This window comes from Myxococcus virescens (assembly GCF_900101905.1).
Classification (GTDB): domain Bacteria; phylum Myxococcota; class Myxococcia; order Myxococcales; family Myxococcaceae; genus Myxococcus; species Myxococcus virescens.
The window spans coordinates 150,245-170,021 of sequence record NZ_FNAJ01000009.1; the positions used below are offsets into that span (position 1 = coordinate 150,245).

The following is a 19,777-nucleotide window of genomic DNA, read 5'->3' on the forward strand; positions in this document are numbered from 1 at the left end:
TCGTGAACCCCGCCCTGGGGTGAAGCACCGCTCCAGGGCACCGGCCCCTTGCCGAAGGGGCCGGGCCCCGGGCTGTTCCCTCTTCTTGGGCGTAGACCTCTTCAAGGACCTCAGATGCCACGTTCTCCAAGAAGCACGGCAGGGATTGGCGTGGGCGTCGCCTGTGTTGCCGCCGCGCTGCTCTTCGCGCTCTGGAACGGCGCGGGTCGGGCGCCAGCCCCGCCGCCAGAGGCACCACCTCCGGCCCCCTCCGTCACGGCGTCCGTTCCCCCCGCGCCACCCGCCGCGCAGCCCCTGGTGGAGCCGCCCGCGGAGGACGCCACGCCGGTGGTCATCTCCGAGCCGGCCGCGCCGGGCGAGGCCGTGGGGCAGCGCCGCCCGCGCTTCCGGGTGGACGACTTGAGGGATGAGATGATGGCCAGCAACCCCGACCTGGCCCAGTTCCGGACGCTGCAGCGCAAGGTGCTTCTCAAGCCAGAGGAGCGGGAGCAACTGCGCGGCATCTACAAGGACCGCGCACGGATTGAAGTGGCGCGGCGGGACCTGTTGGCTGAAAGCGAACAGACCTACAGCGACGACAATCAATTCCGCCGGATGTACCGGGTCGAGTATCTGGGGATGGCGCTCGAATGGAAGGACAATCCCGAGCGAGCGCATCTGCTCGATACCGTCGAATCGCTCGTGATGGCACGCAACATCCGCTCCACCCAGGACCTGGACGTGCGGCGCTCGCTGTCGGGAGACAAGGTGGAGATGATGATGATTCTCCTCCACAACGACCGGGCCCGAGCGGAGCAGTTGCTGGCGCAGTCCCGAGGCACCCCATACGAACCCCTGCTCGAGTACGCCCGCGTCAGGTTTGACGCGCTCTGGGCGCTCGCGCGTCAACAGCAGACATCGAATCCCTGAGGTCGCTCCACCATGTCCAGCATCCCGCGTTGCTCCATCCTCGTAGGTCTCCTATCGCTCGGTTGTGGCTGTCACGCGTCGTCCTCCGAACCGGGCGCGGTCGAGCCCATCCTCAACCAACTCCAGACGGACGGTTGCGGGAACCCTCTCACGGGGGAGGTGCTCGTTCAGTTCGGGTCGGAAGCGGACGACCAGGCGGTGGCGCTCGGGCGTGACGCCGAAGGCAACGTCTACCTCGCGGGCAACACGGGCGGTGCCTTCGGAGAGCCGGGAGAGCAGGGGGGCGGGCAGGATGTCTTCCTGGCGAAGCTCTCCTCGCTCCTGCAGTTCAACTGGGTTCACCAGTTCGGCTCGCCGGGCGAGGACTCCGCTCGGGACCTGGTCGTCACGAGCGAGGGACAGGCGCACGTCGTCGGCATCACGCAAGACTCGCTCCCGGGGCAGTTCTCCGCGGGTGGCGCGGACGTCTTCGTGGCCCGGTATGACAGCCAGGGGCATCGCTCCTGGCTCGTCCAGCACGGCACACGGGAGGAGGACTACGGCCTCTCCGCGGCGCTCCGGCCGAACGGACGGATTGGCATCGCGGGGGCCACGCTGGAGGCGCCGGCCAATGGCTTCGACGTCACGCTGCTCCAGATTGACGACCAGGGCCAGCAGGCCCAAAGGGATGTCTTCGGCTCCATGAACCAGGCCCATGACCGCGGCGAGGGAATCGCCGTGTCACCGAACGGGAGGACCTGGGTCGTCGGCTCGACCCAGGGCCGCCTGGCCGCTCAACCCAAGGGCTCCACGGACCTCTTCATCCGCCAGTTCGACGGTGCTCAGAACCTGGAGTGGACCGTCCAGGTGGGAACGCCAGACATCGACGCGGCCATCGCGGTCGCCCAGGACGGGAACGATCGCATCTACGTGCTCGCGATCTCCTACAGTGACCTGACCCAGCCCAACGCCTTCGAGAACGACGGCATCCCCAACGCCTTCCTGATGCGCTACTCGACGTCGGGAGAGCACAAGTGGACGCGCCGCATCGGGCCGGCAAGCCACCTGAGCCTGGCCACCGGGCTCACCGTCGACAGCGCGGGCCACGCCTATGTCGCGGGCTGGACGGCCGGTGCGATGACGGACACGCCCAACCAGGGCGGGCTCGATGCGTTCGTCGCCCGGTTCGACAGGTCGGGCACCCAGGACCGCGCCTGGCAGTGGGGGACGGACGCGGACGACCAGTTGCGCGATGTGGTGATGACCAGCTCAGGAATGGCTCTGGGGTGGGGAACGACCCGAGGAAACCTGGGGGCACCCAACCAGGGCGGACAGGACGTGTTCGTCGTCCAGTTCGCGACGAGCCCGTAGCAGGCCGTTCTTCAACCAACCATCAGGGGGTAAGACATGAAGAAGACCATCTTCGCGGTCATCAGTTCGCTGACGATGTCGTCGTCAGCCTTCGCTGCGTGGGCGCCCAACGAATATCGATGCACGTTCGACCAGCTCACCGCGGATCAGGCCGAGGGCCGCCAGCGCTGGGCGAAGCGCTGGCAGCAGCAGAACCCCTACAACATCACGACGTGGGGAGGCCTGGACCATAACTACTGGCACTCGAGCTACACGCTGGAGGCCAACCAGGCCGTGGCCCTGGGCTATTGGCTGTACCCCGTCTACGTGGACCCAGACAACATGTACACGCCCTGGAAGGGACCGGGCGCGTATGGGACCGCGACGGCGTCGTACACGGGCTCGCAAATCCAGACTTCCGTTCCCTATACCTTCAAGCCCGCGAACATCCAGATGGATGGCGTGTGCGAGCCGGGTTGCTACACGCCGGACCAGAAAATCCTCCTGTCCGACGGCGCCATGGGCATCCGCGAGGCCCTGGAGTCCGGGCGGACGGACCTGGTGACGCTCTCGCCCGAGGCGTCGTTCTCCGCTGTCGAACTCCTGGACAACAAGGTCGAGCACTACACGCTGGACCGTGACGCCACGAAGCAGGAAATCCTCACCTTCCGCACCCGCTCCGGCGGAGCGCTGCGTGTCACCACCGAGCACCCCCTCGTCACGCCGGATGGCACGCTCAAGCGCGCCCGTGAACTCGGGGTGGGTGACAGCCTCGTGGACCGCCATGGCCAGGCGGACGAAATCGTCTCCCTGGACACGAAGTGGGAGTACACCCGCGCCTACAACGTGCGGCCGGTGACGACGGACCTCACGTCCAACATCATCATCGCCCAGGGCTACCTCAATGGCTCGCAGCGCTTCCAGAGCGAGTACGTCGACGAGATGAACCGGATGATTCTGCGCAGCAACGTGCCGGAAGTCCTCGTCCCCGCGGGCGAGTAGCCGCGGCCCGGTCGCCGGAGCGTTGGTCCTGTCGCTCCGGTGGCCCTCTGTTCACAAACCCTGTCCCCAGCCATCCGGTCCCGCCTGCTTCTGGCGGGCACCGGATTTTGTCGTGTCCACAGCAGGAGTTCAACGAGAGCAAATCATGACAATGTCATCATTGATGAAAGACAGACGCACCCTGGGACTGGCCGTCCTCACCGCCTTCTGCGGCTCGCTCGGAGCCGCGAGCGCGGCTCCAGCCGGCGGGCCTGGGGGGAGGGAGGAGGAACTCGTCATGGTCGAGGAGTTCCCCGATGACGGCGGTGGCGGTGGTGGTGGTGGCGGCGGTGGCTGGTTCCCCGTGAACTACCGGTGCTCGAATGACCTGGTCAACGCGGACCAGGCGGAGGGGCGCCAGAAGTGGGCGAAGCGCTATCAGCAACAAAACCCCTATGGCGCCACGGCATGGGGCGGGCTGGACATGCGCTTCTGGAATTCTTCCTACTCCATGGAGGCGTTCAACGCGGCGGCGGCGGGTTACTGGCTGTACCCCGTCTACGTGGACCCCAACAACATGTACGCGCCTTGGAAGGGACCGGGTGCGTCTGGGACGCCGACGGCGTCGTACACGGGCGCGCAAATCCAGAACAACGTCCCCTATACCTTCAAACCCGCGCACATCCAGATGGATGGTCTGTGCGAGCCCGGCTGCTACACGCCGGACCAGAAAATCCTCCTGTCCGATGGTGCCATGGGCATCCGCGAGGCCCTGGAGTCCGGGCGGACGGACCTGGTGACGCTCTCGCCGGGGGCCTCGTTTGGCGCGCTCTCCTTCATGAAGAACCGGGTCGAGCACTACACGCTGGACCGTGACGCCACGAAGCAGGAAATCCTCACCTTCCGCACCCGCTCCGGCGGAGCGCTGCGTGTCACCACCGAGCACCCGCTCGTCACGCCAGACGGCACGCTCAAGCGCGCCCGCGAGCTCGGGGTGGGTGACAGCCTCGTGGACCGCCATGGCCAGGCGGATGAAATCGTCTCTCTGGACACGAAGTGGGAGTACACCCGCGCCTACAACGTGCGGCCGGCGACGACGGACTTCACGTCCAACATCATCATCGCCCAGGGCTACCTCAATGGCTCGCAGCGCTTCCAGAGCGAGTACGTCGCCGAGATGAACCGGATGATTCTGCGCGGCAACGTGCCGGAAGTCCTCGTCCCCGCGGGCGAATAGCGGCGGATGCCATGCCGGGCCCGGAGCACCTCGCAGGCGGCTCCGGGCCCGGATCGTCAACGACGCCTCACATGCCCATGGGCTCCATGCCCAGGATGAGAGAGCCATTCTGGGTGAAGAGGGGCCAGTTCTGGGTGGTGCCGGACCAGCTGGCAATCGTCACGCGCCACGTCTTCTTGAGGAACCAGAAGCCGACCCGGACCCAGAGCTTGATGTTGCCGGAGAGCGCGGTCAGGTTCAGGTTGGACCGGAGCGTGTAGTCGAGCGAGTAGAACGGCCAGAACAGCTCGGCGAAGGCTGGCAGGCTGACATTGACGAGGACCAGGTTGCCCTCAACGCCAACCCCCGCGACGATGATATCGACCCCCGCGGACGCGGTGGCGTTGGCCCAGCCTCCCGCGGCGGTGGTCAGCCTGGCGATGGTCGGGCCGACCTGCCCGGAGACGGTCAGCTTCACGCCGCCACCCACGGACGCCGCCACGGAGACTGGAACCGGTCCCACCATGAACCGCTTGGAGACAGAGAAGAACGTGCGGCTCCAGTTGATGGGCGTGATTTCAAAGCTGGTGTACAGGTTGCCGGACCAGATTTGCTGGCCCATGGCGTAGAGCCGAGCGGTGCCGCTGTTGTTTCCGCCCTGCTGGCCGGTGAGCTCCGCGCGGCCCCGGACAATCTCCCGCTCCGCGCCAAACGCCACGGCGAAGACCTTGCCGTCGGCATAGGCCTCGACCTTCTTCTCCGCGACGCCCGTCGACGGAGACGCCGTCATCGCCGCATCGATGATGTAGCCCGCACCGAAGAGGCTGTTGCCGAAGTCATTCTTCCGGTAGTAGCTGCGGCTGAAGGGGGTGGTGCCGTTGGATGGAGGCGTGACTTCCGTCGCCACCACGACCGCGGGCTGCACATTCTCGATGTGGGCCTCGGGAATGATGCCCTGGTCGATGGTGATGTTCGGGCTGCCGTCGACCGGGTCTGTCCCCAGTTCGCCGCCCGTCCGCGCGAGCTCGTCATTGATGATGATTTGCTGCTCGGTCGCCGAATACGAAGGTGAGAACGGGTACGTCGACTCCCAGGGATAGTTGTTGTTGAGCTGATAGCCCGGTGGGTAGGTCGTGGCGGGAAAACTCGTCGGGTTGACCGTGTAGATGACTGGGTCGACATACGCAGGCACCTGTGCCTGTGCGGCCTGCGAAGCCACCACTGCGAACAACAGCGCTGCGAAACCCAAAGTCGCTTTCGGCTTTTGCATGTGCGGTGTCCTTTCATGGGCAGTCAAACAGAGCCCGAAGTCAAGGAGGCTCAGTACAGGCATGTCACTGTGAGTGTCAATCGTGCCATACTCATAGAGGATAGTTTTTGGACGGTCGCGGAGCGCTGGGGATATGGCTGTTGTATGCCTTGATGCGGCCAGCCCCTAGGCGAAACCCCCTGATGCATGCTAGCGATTGGCGCCATGCGCCCCGTACCGAAGCGTCATCAAGCCTTGTCGCTGGCAGCCCTTCTTGTCTTGGGACTTTCCGCTGCATGGTGGTGGAGCCGGACGGAGGCGGCCACCCCCAATCCGGCTTCGGAAGCCTCGCGCGCGACTGCGACGCTTCCGTCGCCCCTGTCTCAGACCGAGCCTGAGCCCGCGCGCGCCAGCGTGGATGGAAAGCGGGCCTGGGTGCCGGGCTCGGAGTACCGGTATTCGTTGGATGTGATGCAGCAGGTGGCGTTCAAACAGACACAGCCGCAAGGCGACGCGCCGCCGTCCATGCGCTTTCACCTCAAGGGTGAGTGGCGAGTGGGCATCGTCAGCGCGAACGACACGCGCGTCGATGCGCGGGTGAGCCTGCTGCCAGAGAATGTCTCCGTCGACGTGGAGGGGCATGACGCGCTGTCGCCGGACCAGCGGCAGTTGCTGATGGGGAGCCTCTCCCTTCCCTTTTTCGTGACGCTGGAGCGCACGGGGGCCGCGCGGCTCGTCCACATGGAGACCGGCACGGACGTGCTGGCCCAGGGCCTGCTCCGCTCGGTGGTGGCGGCGACGCAGTTCGTGGTGCAGGGCGCGCCCGGAGCGGGCTGGCAGAGCGAGGAGCACGACGCCACGGGCCAGTACAACGCCGCGTATCGGCGCGCCGAGGCGCCGCTGCATTTCTCCAAGTCGAAGCTGGCCTATACCCATGTGGCGACGGCGCAGGGCCTGCAACCGCTGGCGAAGGACAAGCTTCGCATCGAGGTGCGCACCGATTCCCAATTCCAACTGGGCGCGGACCTGTGGACGGAGGCGCTGGTGGCCAGCGAGCAGTTGGAGGTGGACGCGGGAGATGGCATGCCCCGGGCGAGTCACGACCTGCGGCTGCGCTTGCGGCTGCTGGGGCGGAGCCGGGACACCTCGTTGCCAGGTGCGCTGACCGCGCTGCGAGACCGGCTGACCACCGTCCCATTGGCCAGCATCCAGGGCCAGGCGCAGGACCCGCAGGCTCACCACCGGCAGATTCTGGGCGGGCGCCGCTTCGAGGACATGCTCGAGGACCTGCGCGCGCTGCCCAAGGACGAGCAGGCGCGGGACGACGCGAGGACCCTGGCGATGGAGCGCCTGCGCGCGCTGTTCGTGCTGGAGCCCGCGGAGGCCCTGAAGGTGCCAGGGGTGCTGCACGAGGGGTTGGAGCCGCTCGCCGCCAGCCCGATGTTGGGCGCGCTGTCAGCGGCCAGCACGACGGAGTCGATTCAGGCCCTCTCCCGCATCCTCGAGGATGGCGACGTGTCCGTACCGGTCCGTACGGACGCGGTCGCGGCCCTGGGCATGGCGGAGGCGCCCACTCCGGAGGGGGTGGAGGCGCTCCGGGCGCGCGCCCGTGACACGCAGGCGGAGCTGAGGGACACCGCGACCCTGGCGCTGGGCAACGCGGCCATGCGGATGGGGGCCCAGGACGCACGGGGCTCGGAGACGCTCGTCCAGGAGCTGGGCGCGCGTTTTCGTTCGTCGAACTCGGTGGAGGAGAAGGCCCTGTTGATGCGGGCGCTGGGGAACACACGGGACGCCCGTGCGCTCGGCTACATCGAAGAGGGGTTGCGCGAAGCAGCCCCCCAGGTGCGGCAGGCCGCGGTGGAGGCGCTCCGGTTGCTGGTCGACCCGGCGGTGGACTCGCTCCTCGCGCAGCGGCTGCTCGGGGACCCTTCGCCGGAGGTCCGGAAGGCCGTCGTCTTCGCCGCCAGCTTCCGTCCGCTGGGCCCGCTCCTGCCTGCGCTCGAACAGGCGCTCCGGGGGGACCCATCGGACGGGCTGCGGGCGGAGCTCGTCCAGTTCCTGGGCTCCCGGGTCACCACCACGCTCGAAGTCCGCCCGCTGCTGGCCTGGGCCAGTCAGAACGACTCCAACGCCAGCATCCGGCAGGCGGCCCTGGGGTTCCTCGAGGCGGTGTCCGCCAATACCGGCCCCTGAGGCCCTCCGCCTTCTTCCGGCCGCGAGTCGTGTCGGAAACCGGTGAAGGGCGGCTCAGAAGCGCGCGCCCAGGCTGAGGTCGGCGCTGAAGAGGTTTCCGACGTCCGCGCTGCTGGGGGCGAAGTCCCGCGCCACGAGCACGCGGTAGGTGGCGCGCAGGCCGGCGGTGACGCCGCTGTACCGGTACTCGAGCCCGGCGGCGAGTGGCACCTCCGCGCCCCAGCCCTTCTCGAAGGCGGTGCCCACGTCCATGGGCGTGGGGTGGAAGTAGCTGACGCCCGCGCCCGCGCCGATGAAGGGCTTCCACTGCGAGAAGAGCGTGGGGCCCACCTTGGCCAGCAGGCCGCCGTTGTGCCGCCACAGCGTGCCGCGCCGGGGCTCCGCGTAGCCGTTGGCGGAGCCCTCGTAGCCCAGCTCCAGGCCCACGCCGGAGACAATGGGGACTTCCCCCAGCAGGGCCAGGAACGCGCCCACGCCTGTCTCCCTGCCCACGTTGCCCGACCAGGTCGTCACGCCGCTGCGCACCGTCAGGCCGGAGGCTCCGAAGCCCGGGGCGGGCTGCGCCTTGACGGCGCGGGGCGTCTCCGCGACGGCGGGACTGGCGAGCAATGCCGCCGCCAGGGTGCCCGTCCCCCATCCACAGCGCCTGTTCATGAATGCCCCCTCCCTTGTCCGCCGGGGTGCTTCCCGGTTCTTGGGTGGAACGTTGTTGCCGGACGGGAAGGTCGGGAACCCGGCGCATCGGGGATGGGCAGCCACACCGGAAGGCCGGGGAGGGGATAGAGTCCGCGCCATGAGCGCGCCGAACATCCGCCGAGCCGTCCAGTTGCTGCCTGCCTGCGCCACCACCGGAATCGGGAGCTTGCCGCACACGCAAGTGGAGCTGGGGCTCCAGGCCGCGCTGGCCCTGGACATTCCGTTCCTGCCGCAGTTGCCAGTGGGCAAGCCCTCGGAGTTGATGATTCCCGCGGCCCTGGAGGGGCTGCCGGGTCTGGCCTTCGATGAGGAAGGCCTGTGTACGGTGGACCTCGCGGCCTGGCACGCGGGGCGCGCTGCCTTCGAGGCGCGGCTGGAGGCGGCGTTCCAGTCCGGCCAGTTCGAGGCCTTCGAGCCCTCACCCGAGGCGTGCCGGGCGTGGCGGCCCTTCCTGTGGGAAGTGGAGGCGCGGAAGCTGGCCTTCGCGAAGGCGCAGCTCGCGGGGCCCTTCACGGTGCGCTCGGTGGCGCGCACCACCGACGGACAGCCCGCGTTGGATGTGCCGGGCCTGGATGAAGCGATGTATCGGCTGTCCCTGGCGCGCTCACTGGCCATGGTGAAGGCGCTGCGCCGCGCGGGCACCACGCCGCTGTTCTATCTGGATGAGCCTGGGCTCTACGCGCTCCAGCGCACGAATCCCCGGCACCTGATTGCCATGCAGGAGCTGAAGCTGCTGGTGGTGGCCTTGCAGCGCGAAGGCGCGCTGGTGGGGCTGCACTGCTGCGGCAACACGGACTGGGCCGCGCTGCTGGATGTCCAGCCGGACCTGCTCTCCCTGGACGTGCGGCTGTCGCTGGACGCGATGGTGGAGGCGGGGGCCGCGCTGGCGCGTTTCCTCGCCGCGGGCGCGACGCTGAGCCTGGGCATCATCCCCACGGACCTGGCGTCCACCTATGAGGTGGGAGAGCTGGTGGACTCGGTGGAGGCCACGCTGAAGGCGGCGCTGCCCGCCGGCTTCACCTTCGCGCAGGTGGTGTCCACGGTGGTGCTGACGCCCGCCTGCGGGCTGGCGATGCGCTCGGTCATCGACGCGGAGCGCATCCTGGAGGAGCTCAAGGTGGCGCAGCGGCGGCTCCGGAGCGCGCTCTCCGCCGAGCGTCCCTCCGTTGACACCGTGAATCCCCACTGAGCGGCCCCGGTCCCGGGCGGGCCCGTCCCGCCGCGATGCTTATTGTGTCGCGGGGGTTCTGGGCCATGTTGGAACAGCGAATCGGGACATGGTTGGAGCTGCAGGACGCGCTCTTCGCCGGGTCGTGGAGCGAGGTGTTGGGGCGTCACCGGTCCACCTTTGTCTTCCGTGGCATGCCTCAGGTGACCAACGACCTGTCCACGGCGCTCAATCGCAAGGGGCTGTTCGTGCGCAAGGAGAAGGACCTGCTGAGGGCCTTCCGGAAGTACGCGCGGAGCTACAGCCCGCAGCCCGTGGAGTCAGTCTGGGACTGGCTCGCCCTGGCCCAGCATCATGGGCTGCCCGCGCGGATGCTGGATTGGACCTTCAGCCCCTATGTGGCGCTCCACTTCCTCACCGAGAACCCGGAGTGGTACGGAGAGGACGGCGTGGTGTGGTGTGTGGACTACCGCCAGACGAATCGTCACCTTCCCAGGCGGTTGAAGACGCTGCTCCAGCGAGAAGGCGCGGATGTCTTCACGGGGGAGATGCTGGCCACGACGGCGTCGGACCTTTCGACCTTCGACCAGCTCGCGAAGCACCCGTTCGTGCTCTTCCTGGAGCCACCGTCGCTGGACGCCCGCATCGTGAATCAGTTCGCGCTCTTCTCCGTGATGAACGGGCCCGAGCTTCGCCTGGACACCTTCCTCGAAGCCCAGGCGGCTGGCGTGCGCAAGCTCATCATCCCCGCCGCGCTCAAGTGGGAGGTGCGCGACAAGCTGGACCAGAGCAACATCACCGAGCGCGTGCTCTTTCCTGGCTTCGACGGGCTCAGCCGCTGGCTGCGGCGTTACTACGGCCCACGCGCCTCCGCGCACGCCCCGGACGCGCCCCCGGTGCGCAAGCGGCGGCGCGTGACGAGGTGAGTGGGGCTGGCGGCCCTCCGCTGTGCCCGGCCTGCGCTCAGCGACGGCGCGCCCGTGTGTCAGCGGACTGTCACTGACGGCCGAGTCGAAGCTCGCGCTCGGCCTGGAACCAGTCCTGCTCGGGGTTGCCGTGCGTGCCGCCCCGGGCCAGGAAGACTTCGTAGGCCCGGCGGGCAATCTGCTCGTTGGTGGGGCCGGGGCGCGACTCCGGAGCCTGCGGCCTGGTTTGGGCCGAGGGGGCAGGCGGCTTGCTGGAAGACGGCCCCGTCTGCTTGTTGGCGGTGTGGCGTGCCATGCTCGGATTCCTCCGGTGGAAAGAGTCCGCGGAGATTGTGGCGCGTCGATGCTGAAAGGAACCGGCATGCGGGGGCCGGGGTTGTCAGTGCGACAGGAGGACTGCCTCTGTGTCGAGCGACGGACAGGCGGCATGTGCGGGGCGGCGTGGAGACTTTCAGCCGCCTGGCAGCACGCCCGCTCCCAGCGCGATGTCGAGCGCTCGCTGCATCGCGGTGCTCATGCCGAGCTTCCCCGCGTCATCAGGGGAGCACCAGCGAAGCTCCTGGAAGGCGGGCGTGCTCGCGGGTCGGCGAGGGCCGGAGACGCGCAGCAGCCGAAGCGAGAGGTCTCGGTGGGTGAGCTGCCGCTTCACGGTGCCCAGCGCGCCTTCCAGGCTCACGTCGACACCCAGCGCGGCGGAGAGCCGGGCACGGGCTTCGCTGTCCGGTGCGTCGTCGGCGATTTCGGCGGCCGGCAGCTCCCACAGGCCTCCGAAGAGCCCGGCGTCCGCGCGGCGGGCGAAGAGGAGGGTGCCGGCATGGGGCCACACGGCGACGGCCAGCGTCAGCTTCTTGGGCGTGGCGCGCACCTTGGCGGGGGGCAGCTCGTCCACGCGGCCCTTGCGGAAGGCGACACAGGCTCCGCGCACGGGGCACAGCAGGCAAAGCGGGTTCTCTGGCCGGCACGTGGTTGCGCCGTGCTCCATGAGGGCCTGGTTGAAGTCACCGGGCCGCTCGCCCTTCACCAGCGCGGCGGCGAGCGCCCACAGGGTGGCCTCTCGCTGGCGGTCTCCTGGAAGGCCTTCGACCTCGAAGATGCGAGAGAAGACGCGCGCGACGTTGCCGTCCACCAGCGGCGCTTCTTCGCCAAAGGCGATGGAGGCGACCGCGCCCGCGGTGTATCGGCCGAAGCCGGGCAGTTCGAGCAGCTCCGCGGCGGTGGACGGCAGGGTGCCGCCGAAGCGCGCGACGACTTCCTGTGCGGCGCGGTGCAGGTTGCGGGCACGGCTGTAGTAGCCCAGGCCCTTCCAGCCCGCGAGCACGTCATCCAGCGGCGCCGAGGTCAACGCGCGCGCCGTGGGGAATCGCGCGAGGAACCGCTCCCAGTAGGGAATCACCGTCGACACCTGGGTCTGCTGGAGCATGACTTCGCTCAGCCAGATGGCATACGGGTCCCGGGTGCGGCGCCAGGGCAGGTCGCGCTTGTTCCGGTCGTACCAGTCCAGCAGCGGCCCACGCACGCTGGCCAGGTGCGCCCGCGCGGGTGTGACAGTGGCCGCGAGCGGCGCGGAAGGGGGGCGCCCGGCGCGGGGCTTCCGTGCGGGGGCTTCATGGGACGATGCCGCGGCCGTGGCGGCAGCTCGCGTCTTCGTGACGATGCCTTCGCGCGGCACCTGCGCGTCTTCTGGAGCGGGCTTCGCGCGGGGGGCACGGGGACTGCGGGAGGTCATGCGTCCTTCTTCTTCGAAGCAGCCGCCATGCGGCGGGCGACACGGTCGAACAGGGAAGGCACCCATCGGTTGGCCACCACCATCACCCGGCCGGGCAGCGTGAGCACGGTGTCGCGCCGCCCACTCCGGCTCGCACGAACCATTGCGTCGGCGACTTCTTCCGCGGACATGGCCTTCAGTGGAATGGCGTCCTGTCGCCAGCCCTCCGCATGAAGGCGGTTCTCCCGGAAGTCGCTTTCGGTGAAGCCGGGCGACACGAGCAGCACCCGGATGCCCTCGGCGGCCAGCTCCGCGCGCAGCGACTCCGTCATCGCATTCACCGCGGCCTTGGACGCGCAGTAACCGCCCAGCAGCGGCAGCCCCCGGTGGCCCAGCACGGAGCTGACGTTGACCACCTGGGCGCCACGCCGCTTGCGCAACAGCGGCAGGGCCTCGCGTGTCATCCGCCACAGCCCGAAGACGTTCAGCTCGAAGACCTGCCGGAGTTGCTCCTCCCCAACGCCCTCCAGCGGTCCGTAGAGACCTTGGCCCGCGTTGTTGACGAGCACATCCAGCCCACCGAAGGCGGCGTCCGTCTCGCGCACCAGCCGCGTCACGTCGTCGCCCACCGTGACGTCGCACCGCACCGGCAGTGCCCTCACGCCCAGTGACGCCACTTCACGGGCCGCGTCCTCGAGCTCGGGAAGCCGGCGTGCGGCCAGGACGACATCCGCGCCCGCGGCGGCGTAGGCCCTCGCCGCCGCCCTGCCAATGCCTCCGGAAGCCCCCGTGATGAGGACCACCCGGCCCTTGAAGGGTTGGGTCTTCATGCCAGCGCGCACCATACCTTCCCGGTTGCCTGGGGGGACTGTCTTTCAGCGACCAGCGGGGGCCTGTTTCCTCGCCTGTTCCCCTTCTGGTGGAGCGGGCGAACGCCTAGGATGCGCGCCTTCATGCGGCGCCCCCCTCTCAGCAACGACTTCTCCTGGTCCAAGAGCCGCCACGAGAAGTTCTCCGAGTGCCTTCGCGCGTACTACCTCTACTACTACCGCTCCTGGGGCGGCTGGGAGGCGAGCGCGCCCAAGGACGTACGCGAGCTCTACGTGCTGAAGAAGCTGGGCAACCGCTACACGTGGGCCGGCAGCGTGGTGCACGAGAGCATCAAGGACGTGCTGTTGGACTGGCGCGCGGGCCGCGAGGTGGACCCGGCGGCGGTGGAGGCGCGCACGCGCAAGCTGATGCAGGACGACTTCCGGCACTCGCGCTCGAAGAACTACTGGTCGCAGAAGTACCGCAAGCAGTTCACCGGCCTGGTGGAGCACGAGTACGCCGAAGCGGTGCCGGACGAGGCGTGGAAGCAGAACTGGGAGACGGTGCGCTCCGCGCTGTCGTGGTTCTTCTCCTCGCGCTGGAAGGACCTGGCGCACAGCCTCAAGCCCGAGCAGTGGCTGGAGGTGGACGCGGGCTTCGACTTCGCCCACTTCACGCTGGACGGCCTCAAGGTCTTCGCGATTCCCGACTTCGCCTTCGTGGACGCGGACGGCACGCCGGTGGTGGTGGACTGGAAGACGGGCAAGTCGCGCGACGGGTACGACGAGCAGGTGCTCGGTTACGCGCTCTACGTGGCCCAGCGCTACGGCTTCCCGGTGGAGAAGGTGCGCGCCTCGCTCGTGTACCTCAATGAGGGCAAGGAGCAGGACGTCGCGGTGGACCCGGAGGCCATGGCCTCCTTCCGCCGGCACTTCGAGCAGAGCGTGGCGAAGATGCGCTCGCTGCTGAAGGACCCAGCCACCAACACGCCGCTGGACGCGTCCGCGTTTCCGCCCACGGAGTCGCTGATGTCCTGCGCGCGGTGTGTCTTCCGCCGTCCCTGCGGACGCGAGGGCGCCGCGCCCGAAGCGCCCCAGCCGCAGCAGGTGGCCTGAGCGCCTAGCGCGCCGACGCGAGCCGACGCACCACCACGCCCGCCGCGTTCATCCCGAAGCAGGACGTGACGAAGGCCACGCTGCCGTCAATCTGCGTGCGGTGGTCGCAGGTGTGGAACTCGTTGTCCTGCGGGCACACGCACAGGAATCCGTCGGTGGCGTCGTCGTACTGGAGCGTCACCGGCAGCCGCCGCGCTTCGATGGAGTACACGGCCGTGATGCCCGTGTGCTTGTCCGTCTCCACCGCGTACTTGCGCTTGAGCAGCTTGCGGATGTCCTTGGCGAAGGGGTCCATGTGCGTCTCGGACAGGTCCTCCACGCGGATGGCGGTGGGGTCCAACCGGCCCGCGGCGCCCATGGAGCTGACCACCGGCACGCCCAGCGTCACGCAGCGGTGCAGCAGGTGCAGCTTCGCCTTCACGTTGTCGATGGCGTCCACGACGAAGTCGTACTGGCCCGGCTGGAGCATCTGCTCGGCCACGTCCGCGCGGTAGAACTCGCGCACCGCCTCCACCTTCGCCGCCGGGTTGATTTCCTGGCAGCGCTGCGCCATCAGCTCCGCCTTGGGCTTGCCCACGGCCTTCACCGTCGCGTGGAGCTGGCGGTTGGTGTTGGTGACGCACACGTCGTCATGGTCCACCAGCGTCAGGTGGCCAATGCCGCTGCGCACCAGGCCCTCCGCCGCGAAGCTGCCCACGCCGCCCAGGCCGAACACCACCACGCGCGCGTTGGCCAGCCGCTCCATCGCGGAGTCGCCCAGCAGGCGGCCGGTCCGGTCGAAGCGCCGGGAGAGCTTGAAGGGACGGGCGAGCGAGTCCGGGGCGGTGGGCGGAGTCTCAGGGGCAGGGGCGGGGAGCGGCTGCGGGTTCATGGCGGTCCTCTATAACGCGACCGCTCGCCTACCGCGAAGGTGCAGGGAAAGCTTCCCGGAAGAAGCGGCGGGCATTCTCGGTCGTCTGCCGGGCGACCTCCTCGACGGGCTCCCCCCGGACGCGGGCCATGCCCTCCAGGATGTGGGGAAGGTAGCCCGGCTCGGAGCGCGTCCCCCGGTGGGGCGTGGGGGCCTGGTCGGGGGCGTCCGTCTCCGCCATCAGCCGGTCCAGGGGGATGGCCCGGAGCGCATCCAGGGGCTTGCGGGCCTCCGCCCAGGTGACGGGGCCCGCGAAGGAGAAGTGGCAGCCCTTCTGGAGATAGAAGCGCGCCAGCTCCACGCCGCCGCTGTAGCTGTGCATGAGCAGGCCGGCCTCGGGGAGGGGCTCCTCCTTCAGCAGCTCGATGAGGGCTGGGTGCAGCCGGTGACAGTGCATCAGCACGGGCAGGCCGTGCTTGCGCGCCAGCGCGAGGTGCCGCTTCAGCACCGTCACCTGCCGTTCCAGCGGCGCGCCCGGGAGGCAGGGGCCGTCCAATCCGCACTCGCCCACAGCCGCCGCGCCGCCCTTCGCGAGCAACGCGTCCAGGTGCTCGAGCACGGCGTCGTCCTCTTCCGGGGGCAGGTCGGGGAGGAGCTGCGGGTGGATGCCCAGGCCCACCTGAAGGCGGGCATCCTGGCGGGACATCTCCAGCAAGGGCTCCCAGTCATGCGGACCCACGCCAGGGATGACGATGCCGTGGAGGCCCGCGGCCCAGGCGCGTGACAGGACTTCCGTCCTGTCGGCATCGAAGCGGGAGGCGTCCAGGTGGCAGTGGGTGTCTATCATTGAGCAGGCAGCTCCCTTGGGCCGTTCATTCAGGAACACGCTGCGTGCTCCTGCGCATCCGGGTCAGCGCGCCCGGAAAGGCTGACGGTATACGCGCCCTCTATTCTCCGGAGGGTTTCCATGACCAAGCGTGTCGTTATCAGCGCGCTGTGTGGCGTGCTGCTGGTGCTGTCGACGGGGTGCGGTGACGAATGTGTCGATGCATTCGACTGTCGCAGCGACAAGGGGCCGCCCCCGGCGGGGAAGGATTGGACGTGCCGCTCGGGCGACTGTGAGCTGCGCGATGTCCAGCGGCCGCCCGAGGAGGACGCTGGGACGGAAGAGGACGCCGGCACCGAGGGCGACGCGGGCACCGAACAGGACGCGGGCACTGAAGAGGATGCCGGCACGGACGCGGGCACGGCCGACGGGGGTGGCGTGGTCGTCATCGGCACGGGGGCCAAGGGCGATGCTTGCACCTCGTCCGCCGACTGTGCCGCGGGCCTGCGCTGTGAGGGCACGGCCGAGGCCATGACGTGTCAGGCGCTGCACGTGGCCTTCACGGCCATGGACGACACCGACGAAATGGCCGCGGTGGTGACGCGGTTCGATGAGCCGGAGCCCACGCGGCTGTCGGACGCCGCGGTGAACAGCCTCTACCCGCGCTGGAACCCGGCCGGCAACCGGATTGCCTTCGTCCAGGGTGCCACCGAGACGGGCACCTCGACGGGGAACCTGGCCGGTGAGCTGGTGGCGCGCGACGTGCCGCTGGTGGCGGGCACGCCCACGATGCTCGCCAACGGCACCACGGGCAGCACCGAGGGCTTCCTCTACCTGGAGTGGGAGCCCGGGGATTCTCTCCTGTACGTGCGCCGCGCGGGCGACAGCATCTCCGGCATCTCCCGCGTTCCGGCCGAGGGCGGCACGGTGGAGCAGGCCACCGCGACCGGCTCCTCCCCGGCCTGGCGCAACGGCAACACGTTCGCGTTCAGCACGGCCACCGTCGGCATCTCCACGGCCACCGTCGGCGGCACGCCCACGCCGCTGGCCATCGCGGGCGCCACGGCGGAGCAGCCGCACTACAACCGCGTCAATGACCAGCTCCTGTTCCTCCGTCCGGATGACACGCGGCCGGTGGGGCTGAACGCCGCGCTCTACATCGTCCCCGTGGGCGGCGCCGCGGTGCAGACGATTGCCGAGTTCAGCACGGCGGCCGTCGAGGGTGGCTCGGTGGATTCCTACATCGCCAACCCCACCTGGGCGCCGGATGGCAGCTGGGTGGCGTATGTGCGCGCCTACTTCTTCAACCCCACCACGGGGGAGCCGGTGCTCTGCGGCGCCGGTACCTCGCCCTGCGCCGGCGACCCGGGCAACATCGTCTTCCTGCGCCGCATCAACCCGGCGGACGGCGCCCCGGTGGGGGATGAGGTCAGCTTCGCCGAGGGCGCCACGCTCCCATCGTTCTCTCCGGATGGCCACTACGTGGCCTACATCCAGGCGGGGCAGCTCTACGTCCAGCAGATTGATCCGGCGGCGGGCGCGAAGGTGGGTGACCCCATCGTCCACCCGCTGGGGGACTACACCCTCCAGACGTCGCGCGGCGATGACCACCGCCCGCGCTGGCAGCCCCGGTAGCCCCAGGCTGTTGACGGCGTGAAGTCCCAGGCCCGCGTCTCCCCAGGGAGGCGCGGGCCTTCGTCGTTTCCGGGATGGCGCGCGGCACCTTGTCTCCACGCGAGATGCGGCATAGGGAGGGGCGCGCGGGCCCACCCCTGGGCCCGTCCACCGGAGGACCCGCATGAGGCGCTTTCTTGTTCCTGGCTTCCTGCTCTTCACCGCCTGCGCCACCGCGCCGGCTCACAGGCTGGTCGAGGGCAGTGGTGGCACCGTGGCCGAGGAGCCACAGTCGCTGGCCGCGCCTGTGCGCCTGGAGACACGCTCCGGCAGCTTCCTGGTGCACCCGAACAACGCCGAAGACTTCGAGAAGCTGCTCGCGGGAGAGCCCACGCGGCAGCGCTACACCGCCGGCATCCTGATGGCGGGAGACTGACGTCCACGCCGGCAGGGACAGGGGCGGAGGGCTCAGCCCTCCACGACGATGCGGCGCCCCAGCGCCCGGGTCATCTGCGGCGAGGTGAGCTGGGCCAGCACCTCCACCAGCTCACCGCCGGAGGTCTCGAAGGCCGCCGCGATGACCTCGCCCACCGTCAGGTGGACCTTGCCCGCGGCCGCCCGGGCCCGCTGGGCCGTTCGCCGGAGCGCGGGCATCACCCGCCGGCCCTGCCTGGGAACCGCGCCACTTCTACGAGTCGTCCGCTTGCCCATGGGTTCCTCCCACCGCACCGTGCTACGCGGGTGAGTACACCGTGGGTCTGACACATGCAGTTGAGGTGCCAGCCGCCTGACTACCTGTCCGGTGGGACAATGCCCCTCATTTCCCAGGCAGAAAGCGGGGTTAAGCAGACAATCGGCTCGCTGGATTCACAGTGCTGCCCGGGTATGAATCGTTTCATCGAGCGTTTTCGTTCACTCCGAGCGCAATCTCGACGTTTCGTTCAACGGCCCCGTTTCGTCACGTGGCTTACAATTCTTGGCACCCAGGTCCAATCTGACCTCGATGTCAGAGTCAAGCCTTCCCGCAGAAGTCCGCCTTTCCGGGTGGAAAGCCAGAACATCCTGACGCAAATGTCGCGGCCTCGTGGGCGGCGCGGGCAGTGCGGTATACGCCGGGGGCATGCCCCAGACTCTCTGTCCGAACTGCGGCCACAGCCCCATTCCGCGCGGTGCCAGTGCGTGCCCCGCGTGCGGGGAGCCGTTCGACCATCTCCAGTCCCACAAGAAGGTCGGCCGAATGCGGTTGGACCGGCCCATGGTGGAGGCGGACGACGACGCTACGGTGTTCGGCGGGGACCTCGTCACCAGCGCGGTGTCCGCCCATCCGGGCCCTGCGGCGGGGGTATTGCTGGCGAGCGCCGCGGCCTGGTTCGTCCGCGCCGCGGGCCTGTTGGGCTCGCTGGAGGACCCCACGTGGACGTACGGCCTGGTGTGTCTGGGCGCGGTGCTCGCGCTGGTGCTGGTGCTCAACCGCGGCCCCGCGAAGGGGCTGGCGCAGGTGGGCGTGGTGGTGCAACTGCTGGCCACGGGATGGCTGGCGCGTGAGGCTCCGCTGGCCCCCGTCCACGTGGCCTACTTCATCCTCGGGGTGCTCGCGTTGGTCATGGTGGTGGGCGAGCCGGGGCCCATGCGGCGCTACCTGGGGCTGGGTTTGGGCCTGGGCGCGGCGGTCGCTTCGGCGGGGTTGCTGGCGCTTCCCATCGCGGGGACGTCGGGCGCGGGTGTGCGTCAGTCCCTGGTGGGCAGCGAGCTGGGATATCGGCTGGAGCTGCCCCCGGGGTGGGGACAGCTGACGCGCGAGCAGCTCGCACCGCACCTGGTGCTGCCCGCGTCCACCCTGCAGGGCGGCGGCGTGGGCTTCGGCGACACGGCGCAGGGCCGTTATGGCCTGCTCTGGGTGGAGCGCGGTGCGGGCAAGGCGGCGGCCGTGGGGTGCAAGGGGTTGTTCCAGGCGCTGGGCGGTGCGCTGGGGGAGGCGCTGTCACTTCCCGCGCCTCCGGCGTTGGGGCGCAAGGCCACCGTGCATCCGCTGCGCACGCCGGGGGGCGCGGAGGGCACGCTGGCGTGCGGGGTGCTGGCGGACGGGCGGCTCGTGGGGCTGGCGGTGGTGGCCGCCCAGGCGAGTGGCGGCGCGGACGAGGTGGCCTTCACGACGGTGGGCGCGGGACTCGCGTTGCAGTAAGGGGC

The 19,777-nt window shown here is 69.2% G+C and carries 19 protein-coding genes; 11 read left to right on the forward strand and 8 right to left on the reverse strand.

Going from position 1 to position 19,777, the window contains the following annotated elements:
- The first annotated feature begins 150 nt into the window (after positions 1-150).
- The 4 genes from BLU09_RS24630 (at position 151) to BLU09_RS24645 (ending at position 4,456) form a co-directional block, all read left to right on the forward strand.
- Positions 151-909, forward strand: a complete 759-nt coding sequence (locus BLU09_RS24630; protein WP_090491939.1) for a hypothetical protein — start codon at positions 151-153, stop codon at positions 907-909.
- Between the two features lie 12 nt (positions 910-921).
- Complete coding sequence (locus BLU09_RS24635) at positions 922-2,259, forward strand: hypothetical protein (RefSeq protein WP_143043193.1); 1,338 nt, start codon at positions 922-924, stop codon at positions 2,257-2,259.
- 36 nt (positions 2,260-2,295) lie between these two features.
- A complete protein-coding gene (locus tag BLU09_RS24640) occupies positions 2,296-3,240 on the forward strand; it encodes a Hint domain-containing protein (protein WP_090491941.1) in 945 nt (314 codons plus the stop codon).
- Between the two features lie 277 nt (positions 3,241-3,517).
- A complete protein-coding gene (locus BLU09_RS24645) occupies positions 3,518-4,456 on the forward strand; it encodes a Hint domain-containing protein (RefSeq protein ID WP_090491942.1) in 939 nt (312 codons plus the stop codon).
- A 67-nt stretch (positions 4,457-4,523) separates the two neighbouring features.
- On the opposite strand, the gene BLU09_RS24650 is transcribed toward BLU09_RS24645, so the two are convergent.
- Positions 4,524-5,705, reverse strand: a complete 1,182-nt coding sequence (locus BLU09_RS24650; protein WP_090491943.1) for a hypothetical protein — start codon at positions 5,703-5,705, stop codon at positions 4,524-4,526.
- Positions 5,706-6,098: 393 nt separating this feature from the next.
- On the opposite strand from BLU09_RS24650, the gene BLU09_RS24655 reads away from it, so the two are divergent.
- Entirely contained in the window at positions 6,099-7,880 is a 1,782-nt protein-coding gene (locus BLU09_RS24655; protein ID WP_244172004.1) for a HEAT repeat domain-containing protein, read from the forward strand.
- 54 nt (positions 7,881-7,934) lie between these two features.
- Here the strand turns inward: BLU09_RS24655 and BLU09_RS24660 are convergent, their stop codons facing one another.
- Positions 7,935-8,534: a hypothetical protein gene (locus BLU09_RS24660; RefSeq protein ID WP_228558419.1), complete on the reverse strand. Its 600-nt coding sequence runs from the start codon at positions 8,532-8,534 to the stop codon at positions 7,935-7,937.
- Positions 8,535-8,673: 139 nt separating this feature from the next.
- Between BLU09_RS24660 and BLU09_RS24665 the strand changes: the two genes are divergently transcribed.
- Both BLU09_RS24665 and BLU09_RS24670 read left to right on the forward strand, forming a co-directional pair.
- Entirely contained in the window at positions 8,674-9,765 is a 1,092-nt protein-coding gene (locus BLU09_RS24665; protein ID WP_090491946.1) for a uroporphyrinogen decarboxylase/cobalamine-independent methonine synthase family protein, read from the forward strand.
- A gap of 65 nt (positions 9,766-9,830) precedes the next feature.
- Positions 9,831-10,670, forward strand: a complete 840-nt coding sequence (locus tag BLU09_RS24670; RefSeq protein ID WP_186817983.1) for an FRG domain-containing protein — start codon at positions 9,831-9,833, stop codon at positions 10,668-10,670.
- Positions 10,671-10,740: 70 nt separating this feature from the next.
- Here BLU09_RS24670 and BLU09_RS24675 read toward each other — a convergent pair whose 3' ends face one another.
- The 3 genes from BLU09_RS24675 to BLU09_RS24685 form a co-directional block, all read right to left on the reverse strand.
- Positions 10,741-10,965, reverse strand: a complete 225-nt coding sequence (locus BLU09_RS24675) for a DUF2934 domain-containing protein (RefSeq protein WP_090491948.1) — start codon at positions 10,963-10,965, stop codon at positions 10,741-10,743.
- A 156-nt stretch (positions 10,966-11,121) separates the two neighbouring features.
- Positions 11,122-12,396 (reverse strand): A/G-specific adenine glycosylase, encoded by a 1,275-nt coding sequence (mutY, locus tag BLU09_RS24680; RefSeq protein ID WP_244172005.1) that lies wholly within the window; start codon positions 12,394-12,396, stop codon positions 11,122-11,124.
- Positions 12,393-13,220: an SDR family oxidoreductase gene (locus BLU09_RS24685; protein ID WP_090491949.1), complete on the reverse strand. Its 828-nt coding sequence runs from the start codon at positions 13,218-13,220 to the stop codon at positions 12,393-12,395. The genes mutY and BLU09_RS24685 overlap by 4 nt, the downstream gene beginning before the upstream one ends.
- 96 nt (positions 13,221-13,316) lie before the next feature.
- Between BLU09_RS24685 and BLU09_RS24690 the strand changes: the two genes are divergently transcribed.
- Positions 13,317-14,300, forward strand: a complete 984-nt coding sequence (locus BLU09_RS24690) for a RecB family exonuclease (protein WP_090491950.1) — start codon at positions 13,317-13,319, stop codon at positions 14,298-14,300.
- A gap of 4 nt (positions 14,301-14,304) precedes the next feature.
- On the opposite strand, the gene BLU09_RS24695 is transcribed toward BLU09_RS24690, so the two are convergent.
- Together BLU09_RS24695 and BLU09_RS24700 are read right to left on the reverse strand one after the other, a co-directional pair.
- Positions 14,305-15,171, reverse strand: coding sequence for a tRNA threonylcarbamoyladenosine dehydratase (locus tag BLU09_RS24695; protein ID WP_011552069.1), 867 nt, complete (start codon positions 15,169-15,171; stop codon positions 14,305-14,307).
- Between the two features lie 28 nt (positions 15,172-15,199).
- Positions 15,200-15,997, reverse strand: a complete 798-nt coding sequence (locus tag BLU09_RS24700; protein WP_090491951.1) for a TatD family hydrolase — start codon at positions 15,995-15,997, stop codon at positions 15,200-15,202.
- Positions 15,998-16,117: 120 nt separating this feature from the next.
- On the opposite strand from BLU09_RS24700, the gene BLU09_RS24705 reads away from it, so the two are divergent.
- Positions 16,118-17,611, forward strand: coding sequence for a TolB family protein (locus BLU09_RS24705; RefSeq protein ID WP_090491952.1), 1,494 nt, complete (start codon positions 16,118-16,120; stop codon positions 17,609-17,611).
- 163 nt (positions 17,612-17,774) lie between these two features.
- Positions 17,775-18,026: a hypothetical protein gene (locus BLU09_RS24710; protein WP_090491953.1), complete on the forward strand. Its 252-nt coding sequence runs from the start codon at positions 17,775-17,777 to the stop codon at positions 18,024-18,026.
- 32 nt (positions 18,027-18,058) lie between these two features.
- Here the strand turns inward: BLU09_RS24710 and BLU09_RS24715 are convergent, their stop codons facing one another.
- Entirely contained in the window at positions 18,059-18,301 is a 243-nt protein-coding gene (locus tag BLU09_RS24715; protein WP_167371149.1) for a hypothetical protein, read from the reverse strand.
- Positions 18,302-18,827: 526 nt separating this feature from the next.
- Between BLU09_RS24715 and BLU09_RS24720 the strand changes: the two genes are divergently transcribed.
- Positions 18,828-19,772: a zinc ribbon domain-containing protein gene (locus BLU09_RS24720; RefSeq protein WP_244172007.1), complete on the forward strand. Its 945-nt coding sequence runs from the start codon at positions 18,828-18,830 to the stop codon at positions 19,770-19,772.
- The last annotated feature ends 5 nt before the right edge of the window (positions 19,773-19,777 follow it).